At 69.6% G+C, this 13,040-nt stretch carries 7 protein-coding genes; all 7 read right to left on the reverse strand.

What is annotated here, in order from left to right; genetic code table 11:
* Positions 1-2: 2 nt before the first annotated feature.
* Positions 3-1,025 carry an ABC transporter permease gene (locus tag CHC05_RS11810; RefSeq protein ID WP_089247848.1) on the reverse strand — a complete coding sequence of 341 codons (1,023 nt, stop codon included), beginning with the start codon at positions 1,023-1,025 and terminating at the stop codon, positions 3-5.
* On the reverse strand, positions 1,022-2,560 hold the full coding sequence (locus CHC05_RS11815; protein WP_089247850.1) for a sugar ABC transporter ATP-binding protein: 1,539 nt from the start codon (positions 2,558-2,560) through the stop codon (positions 1,022-1,024). Before CHC05_RS11815 ends, CHC05_RS11810 begins: the two co-directional genes overlap by 4 nt.
* Positions 2,560-3,624, reverse strand: a complete 1,065-nt coding sequence (locus CHC05_RS11820; protein ID WP_089247852.1) for a sugar ABC transporter substrate-binding protein — start codon at positions 3,622-3,624, stop codon at positions 2,560-2,562. The genes CHC05_RS11815 and CHC05_RS11820 overlap by 1 nt, the downstream gene beginning before the upstream one ends.
* A gap of 37 nt (positions 3,625-3,661) precedes the next feature.
* Entirely contained in the window at positions 3,662-4,969 is a 1,308-nt protein-coding gene (locus CHC05_RS11825) for an L-fuconate dehydratase (RefSeq protein ID WP_089247854.1), read from the reverse strand.
* Between the two features lie 127 nt (positions 4,970-5,096).
* A complete protein-coding gene (locus CHC05_RS11830) occupies positions 5,097-7,928 on the reverse strand; it encodes a PQQ-dependent sugar dehydrogenase (RefSeq protein WP_089247856.1) in 2,832 nt (943 codons plus the stop codon).
* Between the two features lie 11 nt (positions 7,929-7,939).
* A complete protein-coding gene (locus tag CHC05_RS11835; RefSeq protein ID WP_089247858.1) occupies positions 7,940-10,054 on the reverse strand; it encodes a ThuA domain-containing protein in 2,115 nt (704 codons plus the stop codon).
* Between the two features lie 77 nt (positions 10,055-10,131).
* Positions 10,132-13,002: a ricin-type beta-trefoil lectin domain protein gene (locus CHC05_RS11840; protein ID WP_089247860.1), complete on the reverse strand. Its 2,871-nt coding sequence runs from the start codon at positions 13,000-13,002 to the stop codon at positions 10,132-10,134.
* Positions 13,003-13,040 lie beyond the last annotated feature (38 nt).

The raw sequence follows: 13,040 nt of genomic DNA on the forward strand, positions 1-13,040 counted from the left end.
CCTCAGTCCTGGGCTTTGCCTGTCGTCAACCGGGCGAGCATGAGCGCCACCAGGATGATCAGGCCGTAGATGGCCTGGATCCACTGCGCCGAGACGCCGGCCAGCGTGAGGATGTTGTTGATCAGACCGAGCACGATCACGCCGCAGAGCGCGCCGAACAGCGTGCCCTTGCCGCCCTCCATGCTGACGCCGCCGATGACGGCCGCCGCGAACACCGTGAAGATCATGCCGTCGCCCTGGGCCGCCGCGACCGAGCCGAGCCGCCCGGTCATCAGCAGGCCGGCCAGCGCCGCGAGCAGACCGCCGACGATGAACACGGTCCACATGACGCGGTCGACCCGGATGCCCGCCGCGCGCGCCGCGTCCCGGTTGCCTCCGATGGCGTACACCGCGCGCCCGTGCCGGAAGAAGCCGAGCACCGCGATGCCGATCGCGAACAGGATCCCGCAGATCCAGATCGAGGCCGGCAGGCCGAGCCAGACCGCGTTGCCCAGGTAGAGCACGGACATCGGCAGCTCGAACAGGTTCTGCCCGCCGGTGATGCCGATCTGCAGGCCGCGCAGCACGATCAGCATGCCGAGCGTGACGATGAACGCCGACAGCCCGAACCGCAGGATCAGCAGCCCGTTGAAGGCACCGACGGCGAGGCCGACGAGCAGACAGAGCGGGATCGCCAGGTACGAGGCCCACTCGGTGCCGATCCCGTTGCTGGCGGCCGGGATGACCAGCGCCACGGCCAGCGCCGGCGCGAGGCCGACGGTCGACTCCAGCGACAGATCGAACCGGCCACCGATCAGGATGATCGCCTCGGCCAGCACCAGCAGCGAGAGCTCGGTCTGCTGCTGCAGCACGTTGGTGATGTTGGCGCTGCTCAGGAACACCGGATCGATGAGCGCACCGACCAGGACCAACACGATGATCGCGGGTACGAGCGCCAGGTCCCGCATCCGCGCCAGCCGCGGCCCGGTCAGCCGCCGCCGCGCGACGGGCGCCTCCGGCGGCGAAACCGGCGCTGTCGTAGTCATGACGAAGCTCCTTCAGAAGTAACACCCTCGACTGCCGCGACCACCTGCGCGTCGTCCCAGCCGCGGGACAGCGTGGCCGTCACCCGGCCGTGGAACATGACCAGCACCCGGTCGCAGTGGCGCAGGTCGTCGAGCTCGTCGGAGACCATGAGCACGCCCGTGCCCTGGTCGGCCGCCGAGCGGACGGCGCCGAGCAGCGACTCCTTGGAGCGCACGTCGACACCGGCGGTGGGGTTGATCAGCACCAGCACCCGTGGGTCGGTGGACAGCGCGCGGGCCAGCACGACCTTCTGGGCGTTGCCACCGGACAGGCTGGCGACGGGTGCGGCCGCGCTCTCGGTGCGGATGTCGTACCGCCGGACCATCTCCTCGGCCACGGCGGTCCGCCGCCGGGGCACGACGACACCCGCCGGCCCGAGGCGGTCACCGATCGGCAGCGTCGCGTTCTCGGCCACCGACAGCAGCGGCACGAGCCCTTCGCGATGCCGGTCCTCGGGAACGAGCCCGATCCCCGCCCGAAGGGCCGCGGGCACACCAACGCCGACAGCAGAACCGGAGACGGACACGGAGCCACTGTCCGCGCGCCGCAGCCCACCGAGGGTCTCCGCCAACGACACCTTGCCGCTGCTGCCGGATCCGGTCACGCCGACCATCTCGCCAGGACGCAAATCAAGATCGATCCCGGTATACGCGTCGCCCAGCGTCAGTGCGCGCAAGGAGAGCACCGGTGGAGCATCTGGCACCGACCGCGGCGCGACCTCGGTGAGCTTGACCGCCTCCCCCGTCATAGCTGCAACCAACGCGTCGTGCCCGACCGCCGACACCGGCTCCGTCAACACCCAGCGGGCGTCGCGCAGCACGGTCACGGTGTCGCACACCTCGTAGACCTCGCGCAGGTGGTGCGAGATGAACAGCATCGTCACGCCGGCCGCGGCCAGCGTGCGCATCCGGCCGAACAGCCGCTCGATCGCGGTCGCGTCCAGCCGCGCGGTGGGCTCGTCGAGGATGATGAACCGGGTGCCGAGGGACAGCGCCCGGGCGATCTCGACGAGCTGGCGCTGCTCCACGTTGAGGTCGCCGGCGAGTGCGCCCGGGTCGACGTCGACGCCGTACTCCTCGAGCAGCGCGCCCGCCCGCCTACGCAGGCCGCCCCACTTGATCGGGCCACCGTCGGTCTGCCGGTTGAGGAAGAGGTTCTCCGCCACCGACAGCGCCGGGATGATGGTCGAGCGCTGGTACACACAGGCGACCTGGCGCCGCCAACCGTCCCGATCGGACGGTGCCGGCGCCGGTGCGCCACCGAAGGCGACGGTGCCCTCGTCGGCCCGCTGCAGCCCGGTGAGCACCGAGACCAGCGTCGACTTCCCGGCGCCGTTGCGGCCCACGAGGGCGTGCGTCGTGCCGGCCTGGATCGAGACGCTCACCTCGGACAGCGCCGTGGTCGCGCCGAAGCGTTTGGTTATCTCGTGGGCCGAGACGGCCGGGGGCGGGGCGGCAGCCCCACTCCCGGCCGCGTCGGTCAGTACGTCGGTCATCACTTCCCGATCTGGTTGCCCCACAACGACGCGTCGTCGACGTTGTCCTTCGTCACGAGCGGCGCCGGCAGCTGGTCTTCGAGCACGCCGTTGCCGACGTCGATGATGGTGCTGTCATGCTCGGTAGGTCCAGGGGTGAACGTCTTTCCCTCGACCGCGGCCTTGGCGTAGTAGATCGCGTACTTGGCGTAGAGGTCCGCCGGCTGCGAGACGGTCGCGTCGATCTCGCCCTTGCGGATCGCCTCGAACTCCTGCGGGATGCCGTCGTTGGAGACGATGAAGATGTGCTTCGGGTCGGTCGGCGGCACGAGCAGGTTCTTCGACTTGAGCACCTGCAGCGTCGGCGCGAGGAACACACCGCCGGCCTGCATGTAGACGCCCTTGATGTCAGGGTGCTGGGCGAGGCGGGTCTGCAGCGCGGCGGCCGCCTTGGTGCCCTCCCACTCCGTCGGCTCCTCGAAGATGGTGATGTCGGGGAACTTCGTCTTCATGCACTCGGCGAACGCCTCGGAGCGGTCGCGGCCGTTGACCGACGAGAGCGAGCCCTGGAACTCGATGACCTTGCCCTTGCCGCCCAGCTTCTCGCCGAGGAACTCGCACGCCTTCTGGCCGTAGGCACGGTTGTCGGCCCGCACCACCATGAAGACCTTGCCCTTGTCGGGCCGGGTGTCGACGGAGATGACCGGAATCTTCTTGCTCTCCAGCATCGTCAGCGTCGAGGCGATCGCGCCCGTGTCCTGCGGCGCCATCACGATCGCCTTGGCGCCCTGCGCGGTGACGGCCTGCGCGTTGGCGACCAGCTTGGCGATGTCGTTCTGCGAGTTGGTCGGCGTCATCAGGTTGATGTCGCTTTCCTTCGCGTACTCCGGGATGTACTTGGCGTACGAGTTCCAGAAGTCGGAGTCGGCCCGGGGCAGGTCGACCGCGATCGGCGGCTTGGCGGCGCCGGCGTCGGTGCCCCCGCCGCCGGTGGAGCCGGTGTCGGACGAGTTGCAACCAGCGGTCGCCGCGGCGAATGCGGCCACGACCGCCACGCTGACGACGGCGCGTCTGTTCAGGATCATCGCAGTCCTCTGTGGTGGGTAGGGGTGTTGCAGGGGGTCAGACGGTGCGTGACCAGGCCGGTCCGTCGGGGAAGGCGAACCGGGCCCGGCTTTCGGGACGCATGGTCGAGCTGAAGCCGGGTGCCTGAGGTGCCAGGTAACGACCGGCGCGGATCTGCACAGGATCGAGAAAGTGCTCGTGGAGATGGTCGACGTACTCGATGACGCGGTTGTCCATCGACCGCGACACCGCGACGTAGTCGAAGAGCGAGAGGTGCTGCACCAGTTCGCACAGGCCGACGCCACCCGCGTGCGGGCAGACCGGCACCCCGAACTTGGCCGCCAGCAACAGGATGGCGATGTTCTCGTTGACGCCGGCCACCCGGGCGGCGTCGAGCTGCACATAGGACACCGCGCCGAGCTGGAGGAGCTGCTTGAAGACGACGCGGTTCTGCACGTGCTCGCCCGTGGCCACCGGCACGGGCGCGATGCCCCGGGCGATGGCGGCGTGCCCGACCACGTCGTCCGGGCTGGTCGGCTCCTCCACCCACCACGGGTTGAACTCCGCCAGCGCCCCGACCCACGAGATCGCCTGGCCGACGTCCCAGCGCTGGTTCGCGTCGACCGCGATCCGGATGTCGGGGCCGCACACCTCGCGGGCGATCCGGAGCCGGCGGATGTCGTCGGCCAGGTCCGCCCCGACCTTCAGCTTGATCTGCGTGAAGCCGGCGTCGAGGGCCTCCTGGCACAGGCGGCGCAGCTTGGCGTCGTCGTAGCCGAGCCAACCAGGCGACGTGGCGTAGCCCGGATAGCCGTGCGCCAGCAACTCGGCGACCCGCTCCTCCCGGCCGACCGAGCCGGGCTGGAGCAGCTCCAACGCCTCCGCCGGAGTGAGCGCGTCGGTCAGGTAGCGGAAGTCGACCAGGGAGACGAGCTCCTCCGGCGGCATCGAGGCGAGCAGCTGCCACAGCGGCAGCCCCGCCTGCTTGGCCTTGAGGTCCCACAGGGCGTTGACCACGGCCGAGATGGCCATGTGCATGACGCCCTTCTCCGGTCCCAGCCAGCGCAGCTGCGAGTCGTGCACCAGCTCGCGCCAGAACGCGCCCAGGTCGTCGAGGACGTTCTTGACCAGGCGACCCGCGAGGTACGGCCGCAGCGCGGCGATCGCCGCGGTCTGCACCTCGTTGCCGCGCCCGATGGTGAACGCGAACCCGTGCCCTTCGTGCCCGTCGACCTCGTCGGTCCGCAGGACCACGTAGGCCGCCGAGTAGTCGGGGTCGGGATTCATCGCGTCGGAGCCGTCGAGCTCGCGCGAGGTCGGGAACCGCACGTCGTAGGTGTCCAGCGACACGAAGCGGGCGGTCATCGACGATCCTCACGCGCATTCATAGATCCGATGTTTACCAGGTGATCGGATGTGTGGCAAGACCTTCGATCTCCACAAAGGAAGAATCGCCCCGTTACCGAGGCGATTCATCCAATCTATCCGCGAGTTAGACCAGGTCGAACTTCTCCCACGGCCCGATGGCCGCGCGGTTGGCGATCAGCGAGCCGGCGCCGCTGTTCTCCGCGACCACGTACATGTTGTTGACGGTCGCGCGGAAGCTCTCACTGCCGTCCGAGTTCCGGATCAGCGTGAACGTCTCCCACGAGCCGGCCGTCGCCCGGTTGGCCACCAGCGCGCCCGCACCGGCGTTCTCCGCGCAGACGAACATGTTGTTGGCCCGCGAGCGCAGCGCGACGTTGCCACCGCCCAGGTCGACGACGTCGAACCGCTCGGTGGTGCCCGCCGTCGCCTTGTTGGCGATCAGCGGCGTCGTGCTGTTGGCGGCGCTGACGAACTGGTTGTTGACCAGCGCCTTGATCGTCGAGCCCCCGGTCGGCGGGGTGCCGGTCGAGTTGAAGGTGAACGCGTCGAGGTCGAACAGGTTGCCCGCCCCGCCCTTGAACACGAAGAAGAGCTGCGTCGAGCCCGACGGCAGGTTCGACAGGTTGGCCGTCACGTTGGCGTAGGTCTCCCAACCGCCGGTCGGGCTGACCGTCAGCGTGCCGTGCAGGGTGCCGGTCTGCGAGCCGCTGCGCACCTCGATGGTGCCGCCGATCGTGCCGGAGGCGACCCGGGCGGTGATGCTCGAAGCCCCCGCCAGGGTGTACGGCCGGAACGAGATCCAGTCGTTGTTGTCGATGTAGCCGGCGGTGGCGCCGCCCTCGGCCGCCGCGTGGTTGGCGATCTGCACGCCACCGGACTGCGCCGCGAAGTGCTCACCCTGGCGGTGCCGGGGCTGCAGCGTCTTCTGGTTGGTCGTGGTCAGGCCGCCGTTGTCGGTGTACGACGCCACGAAGATGCCGAAGATGTTGGCCGCCGCGTCGTGCTCACCGTCGGTGGGCACGGTCAGCGTGCCGGAACAGCCGGTCTTCGAGGTGATCTGGTGCGAGTGGTTGTCGTGGCCGAGGAAGTAGGTGACCGACACCCGCGCGCAGTTGATGGTGCCGTCCTCGGGATCCGAGACGCTCACCGTGTACGGAATCGTGTCACCGAAGTTGAACAGCGTCCCATCGGCCGGGGCGCTGAGGTTGACCGTCGGCGCCGAGTTGCCGACCGTGACGACGAGGCTGGCCGTCCCGCTCAGCCCGGTCGGGTCGGTGACCCGCAACGTCGGCGTATAGGTGCCGTTGGTGGTGTACGTCTTGGTCGGGTTGGCCGCCGTCGACGTGGTCCCGTCGCCGAACGTCCACAGATACGACAGCGCGCCACCCTCCGGGTCCGTCGAGCCGGCCGACGAGAAGGTGATGCTCAGCGGCGCGGGTCCGGACGTCCGGTTGGCCGAGGCCACCGCCACCGGGCTGCGGTTGCCGCCGCCGATGTACTCGATCCGGTACAGCGCCTGGTTGTTGGAGCCCGTGCCGTAGTCGAGCACGTAGAGCGCGCCGTCCGGCCCGAAGGCCATGTCCATGACCTGCGTGCCGTCCCACGGGAAGTCCGAGATCTCGCCGTAGGTGCCGTTGCTGTTGACCGCGATCGCCTTTATCCACTGCCGGCCGTACTCACCGGCGAAGTAGCGGCCGTCCAGCGACTGCGGGAACTTGACCGGGGAGTTCAGCGACGCGTTGTAGCGGTAGACCGGGCCGCCCATCGGCGACTCGGAGCCGCCACCGAACTCCGGCGGGGTCGAGTCGAAGCCGTACCGGATCCAGGCCGGCTTGGCCGCGGGCAACGTCGTGAGGCCGGTGTTGCGGAACGAGTTGTTGGTCGGCCCGCCCGCGCAGTTGTACTTGCCCAACGACGGACCGCTCGGGAAGGTGTACTCGTTGTAGGTCTCGGTCGTCGAGTTGCTGCCGGTGCAGTACGGCCAGCCGTAGTTGCCCGGTGCCGTGATCCGGTTGAACTCGACCTGGCCACCCGGACCCCGGTTGGGGTCCGCCGCGCCCGCGTCCGGGCCGTAGTCGCCGAGGTAGACGATGCCGGTCGGCTTGTCGACGCTCATCCGGAACGGGTTCCGGAAGCCCATCGCGTAGATCTCCGGCCGGGTGTTGGCGGTGCCCGGCGCGAACATGTTGCCGGCCGGGATCGTGTAGCCGCCGGCCGCCGTCGGCTTGATCCGCAGGACCTTGCCGCGCAGGTCGTTGGTGTTGCCCGAGGAGCGCTGCGCGTCGAACTGCGGGTTCCGGTTGGTCCGCTCGTCGATCGGGGTGAACGCGTTGCTCTCGAACGGGTTGGTGTCGTCGCCGGTGGTCAGGTAGAGGTTGCCGGCCGCGTCGAAGTCGATGTCGCCACCGACGTGGCAGCACTGGCCCCGGTCGTTGTCGACGGTCAGCGTGACGACCTGGCTGGCCATGTTGAGCGTGTTGTCGGCGTTGAGGGTGAACCGCGACAGGTTCAGGTGGCCCTTCCACGCGTTGAAGTCGGCGGCGGTGCCGGTGGTCGGCGCGTCACCGCCGGGCGTCGAGAGCGGCGGCGAGTAGTAGAGCCAGACGTAGCGGTTGGTCGCGAAGCCCGGGTCGACCGCGACGCCCTGCAGGCCCTCCTCGTCGTGCGTGTAGACGGGGATGGTGCCGGCCACCTTGGTGTTGCCGGCCGGGTCGGTGACCCGGACCGTGCCGTTGCGGGCGGTGTGGATGACCGTGCGGTCCGGCAGCACGGCCAGCGACATCGCCTCGCCGATCTCGGCGGAGCCGAGGGCGAGCTGGACGGCCTGGTAGTCGGCCGCCGGGATGTCCGCCGCGGCGGCGGGTGCCGCGGTCGTGGTCACCGCCAGCGTGGAGCTGGCGACGCCGAGCAGGCCGACGGCGAGCAGCCGCGACCAGCGCCGAGGGGTTGGGCGCATGTGCGTTCCTTTCATGATCCGTAGACCTCGAACTCCCAGAGGGAGTAGCCGTACTGGGTCAGGGCCCGCTGCGTGCCGTTGACGCGGACGTAGCGGGCGGTGGGCGGGGTGGAAAGGGTGACGTCGTCGACGGCGCCGTCACCGGTCGTGGTGGCGTAGGCGTTGGTCCAGGTCGAGCCGTTCGTCGACGTCTGGATCTGGTACGCCCGCGCGTAGGCCGCCTCCCACTGGAGCCGGACGCGGTTGACGGTCCGCGCCGAGCCCAGGTCGACGGTGATCCACTGCGGGTCGCTGTAGGCCGACCCCCAGCGGGTGGCGGTGTTGCCGTCGACCGCATTGGCGCCCGCGTGGGCCGATCCCGGCTCCACACTGGACACCGTCACCGGCTGGTTGCGAGACAGCAGTGCCGGCCCGGAAGAGGCCGGCGTCCCGTACACGTTGAAGTCCCAGAGCGAGTAACCCCACTGGGTGCCGCGCTGCGTGCCGTTCATCCGGACGTAGCGGCCGGTGCCCGACAGGGTCAGGTCGTCGACCCCGCCGTCGCCGGTGGTGGTCGAGTAGACCGTCGTCCAGGTGGAGTTGTTGGGCGAGGTCTGGATCTGGTACGCCCGCCCGAACGCCGTCTCCCAGTTGAGCCGCACCCGGGAGAGGTTGTAGGACTGCCCGAGGTCCACGGTGATGGACTGGGGGTCGGTGTAGGCCGAGCCCCACCGCGTGGCCGAGTTGCCGTCGGTGGCGTAGGCGGCCTGGTTCGGTCCCTCCACACTGGTCACCGTGACCGGCTTGCCCTGCGCGATGTCCGTCGCCGGCGGGTTGCCGCCCTCGGCCTTGATGCGGATGTTGCGGTAGTTGATGTCGAGCCCGGCGCCGTCGTTCTGCACGCCGATGTAGCCGTTGGAGATGGCCCGGGGCGAGACGTAGTCGTTGACCTTCACGCCGTTGAGCCAGATCTCGACCCGCTGGCCGTGCACGCCGATCTCGTAGGTGTTCCACGAGCCCGGCGGGTTGAGCGCGGCGTCCCGCAGCGCGTAGTTCGGCCCCTGGAAGCTGTAGACGCTGCCGGTCGTGCGGGTCGGGTCGGCGTCGGTCGCGTCTATCTGGATCTCGTGACCCTGGTTGACCGGGTTCCAGGGATCGCCCGCAGGGTCCGGGAAGCCGATGAACACGCCGCCGTTGTCGTCGCCCGGCATCATCCAGTCGAGCTTCAGCGAGTAGTTGGCGAACGTCCGCACGGGGTACCAGAGCAGCCCCATGCCGCCGACCGAGCTCAGCGTCCCGTTGGCCAGGGTGAAGTTGCCGGCGCCGATCTGGCGCCAGTTGTTGAGGCTCGCCTGGGTCCCGTCGAACAGCGCCGTGTAGCCCGTCTCCGGTCGGCAGTCGGCCGGCCGGTTGTTGGCCGCGATCTGGATGCCGCCGAGCAGCATCCGGGTGAAGTTCGCGTCCGTGTACGCGTCCTCGACGTGCCCGAGCCCGGTGTACCAGGACCGGCCGCTGCCGACGTTCTTGCACCAGGTGATCGGGTGGTCGCCACCCATCGAGCCACCGGAGTACGAGGACTCGTCGAGGCTGGCCAGCACCTTGGCGGTGGACCGGGGGTTGGTGCGGTAGTTGTACCACTCGTCCAGCCGGGACCAGGTCGCCGGCAGGTGTGCGGTCGAGGCGTTGCCGCGGTCCTCGACCCGGATCGTCGCGGTCTGGTTGGCCGGGTGCGAGGCGAACCAGGCGCCGACGAGCTCGCCGTAGAACGGCCAGTCGTACTCGGTGTCGGCGGCCGCGTGCACACCGACGAACCCGCCACCGCCGGTCACGTACGTTTGGAAGGCGGTTTGCTGGGTCGCGTTGAGCACGTCACCGGTGGTCGAGAGGAAGACCACCGCCTGGTACTGCGCGAGGTTGGCGGTGGTGAACTGGGCGGCGTCCTCGGTCGCGGTCACCGTGAAGCCGTTCTGCGAGCCGAGCTGCTGGATCGCCGCGATGCCGTTGGGAATCGACGAGTGCCGGAAGCCGGCGGTCTTGGAGAAGACGAGGACCTTGGTCAGCGGTGCGGCGGCCTGGGCGGGCGGAGCGACCGCGAGGCCCGCCACGAGGGCGAGCGCCGCGGTCGCGGCGAGGGCGCGGATGCGCATGCGTGCTCCTAAGAGGTAGGGGGCGCGGGGCCCGGCCGTCGGCGCGACCGGACCCCGCGCGGCTATGCGCTCCGGCCTTACGGCAGCGTCCAGTTCTGGGCGCCGGTGCCGTTGCAGTCGTAGATCTGAAGCTGGGTTCCGTTGGTGGTGTTCGACCCTGGGATGTCCAGGCACTTGTTGGCCTGCGGGTTGCGCAGGCCGCCGTTGGCGGCGGTGACCCACTGCTGGGCACCGGTGCTGTTGCAGGTCCAGAGGTGGATCTTCGTGCCGTTGGTCGTGCCGCTGGACTGGACGTCGAGGCACTTGCCGAGCGAGCGGATCGTGCCGTCGGTGCCGACCGTCCAGCTCTGGTTCGTCGCGCCGTTGCAGTCCCAGATCTGCACCTTGGTGCCGTCGGCGGTCGCGCCGCCGTTCACGTCGGCGCACTTGCCGAGCGCCCGCAGCGGGCCCGTGCGCGGTCCGCCGCTGACCGGAGTCGAGACGCCCGCACCGACGAACGTGTAGCTGTCGAGGTCGAGGAACGCCCCGCTGCCGCCGTTGAACACGATGTAGAGGTCGTGGGTGTTGTCGTCGGGCTTGGAGACGGGAACGGTGATGTCCGTGTACGTGTCCCAGCTCCCGGTGCTCGGCACCGTGACCCGGGCCACCTCGGTGCCGGTGGTCGAGTCGTAGCGGAACGAGATGGTGCCGCCGGCGCCGCCGGACGAGACCCGGGCCCGGAGCTGGGTGATCCCCTTGAGGCTGACGGCGTGGTGCCGCACGTACTCGCCGTTCTGGATGTCACCGAGCCGCTTGCCACCCTCGGCACCCGACGCGTTGATCACCTGCGGGCCGTTGAGCGTCACGTAGTGCTCGGCCTGCCACTGCTTGGGCCAGAGGGTGATCTCCTTCTCGCCGGTCAGCGGCACGCTGCCGGTCGCGCCCCGGTCGGTGTAGCTGGACCGCAGCACGAAGAACAGCGTCGAGTCGGGGCCGGCGTGCACCGGGCCGGTGTTGACGGTGAAGCCGCAGCCGGTGCCCTGGCCCTCCTCGTGCGCGTGCTCCTGGTGGCCGAGCGCGGCCCGGATCACCACGCTGCCACAGGGGATCGTGCCGTCCTGCGGGTCGGTGGCCGTACCCGTGGAGGTGACGTTCTCGCCCCACGAGATCATGCCGCCGGCCGGCAGGCCGTTCAGCGCGACCGTGGGCCGGTTGTTGCCGACCACGATCGGCAGCAGCGTGGTGCCGCTGCGGCCGGTGCCGTCGTTGACGGTCAGCCGCGCCCGCTTGTCGCCGTTGGTCGTGTACGTGTACGAGGGGTTGGCCGCGGTCGAGTCGACCGTGCCGTTGTTGTCGAAGTCCCACTGGTAGGTCAGCGGGTCGCCGTCGGGGTCGGTGCTGCCCGCGCTGGAGAACGTGACGGCCAGCGGCGCCAGGCCGTTGTCGCGGTTGGCGGAGGCGACGGCGATGGGCGCGCGTCCGCCGGCCACATAATTGATCTTGTAGAGGCCGGCCGCGACGTCACCGGAGAAGTAGCCGTTGCCGTACTCGAGCAGGTAGAGCGACCCGTCCGGGCCGAACTCCATGTCGATCGGGTGCACGAGCTGCATCCCGGCCAGCACCGGCTCGATCACGGTCGGCGTGCCGGTCACCGGGTTGCCGTTGTTGAACTGGACCTCCTTGATCCAGTTGCGGCAGTACTCGGAGATCAGCCACTTGTTGTCGTAGTAGGCCGGCCACTTGACGTCCGAGACCAGGTTCGGGTCGTAGTGGTAGACCTCGGTGTGGTTCGGCGAGCCGCAGCCGCCCGGGTTGTCCAGCGCCGGCCACTCCCGGCTGCCGCCGTGCTGCTCCCAGACCAGCGCCGGCTTGGTCGGTGGAAGCTGCTGGAGGCCGGTGTTGCGCGGCGAGTTGTTGACCGGGCCGGTCGTGCCGCCGCAGGGGAACCAGCCGCGCGGTGCGTTGGCGGCGAAGTCCCAGTCGTTGTACGCCACGTTCGGGCCGCCGCAGTACGGCCAGCCGTAGTTGCCCGGCGCGGTCGCCCGGTTGAACTCGTCGTAGGCCGCCGGTCCCCGGTTGGCGATCGTCGCACCGGCGTCCGGACCGACCTCGCCCCAGTACAGGGTGTTGTTGGCCTTCTTGTCGACCCAGATCCGGTACGGGTTGCGGGTGCCCATGATGTAGATCTCGGGCCGGGTGCCGGCCGTGCCGGCCGCGAACAGGTTGCCGCTCGGGATCGTGTACGTGCCGGTCGTCGTCGGCTTGATCCGGTTGATCTTGCCGCGCAGGTCGTTGGTGTTGCCGCTCGTGCGCTGCGCGTCGTACTGGGCGTCGCGGTTGGTGCGCTCGTCGATCGGCGCCATGCCGGCCGAGTCGCCACCGGAGTTGGTGTTGTCACCGACCGCGAAATAGAGGTTGCCGGCGGTGTCCCAGGTCATCGAGCCGGCTGAGTGACAGCACAGCCGCCGCTCGGTGGGCCACTCGATGATCATGTCTTCGGACGCCGGGTCGATGACGTTCGTGGTCGCGTTGAAGGTGAACCGGGAGATCCGGTTGACCAGGTTCGCCTGGGCGGGCGAGTAGAACAGATAGAGCCAGCGGTTGGTGGCGAAGCCGGGGTCGAGCGTGATGCCGATCAGGCCGTCCTCGAAGCGGGCGTCCAGGGCGATCGTCAGCGCGACCGTCGTGGTCCGCGTCGTGGGGTTGTAGAGCCGGACCTGGCCGCCGCCGGACGACGTGCCACGGTTGATGTAGAAGACCTTCTGGTCCGGTGCGACCGCGAGCTCGATCGGCTCGCCCATCGAGGTGCCGCCGTCGAGCTTGACCTTCTCGAACAGGTTGGTCGCCGGCGGCGCGGCGGCCGCCGGCGTGGCGGTGACGGTCAGGGCCGTGAGGCTGGCCGCCGTGAGCAGGGCGGCGCCGAGCGCGCTCAAGAGGCGCGGTCTGCGGCGCAGGGACGTACGTCGCATGTGGATGCTCCCGTGACTGGGTAGGGGTACGGAGCAAC

The sequence above is a fragment of the Asanoa hainanensis genome, assembly GCF_900188485.1.
Taxonomy (GTDB): Bacteria; Actinomycetota; Actinomycetes; order Mycobacteriales; family Micromonosporaceae; genus Asanoa; species Asanoa hainanensis.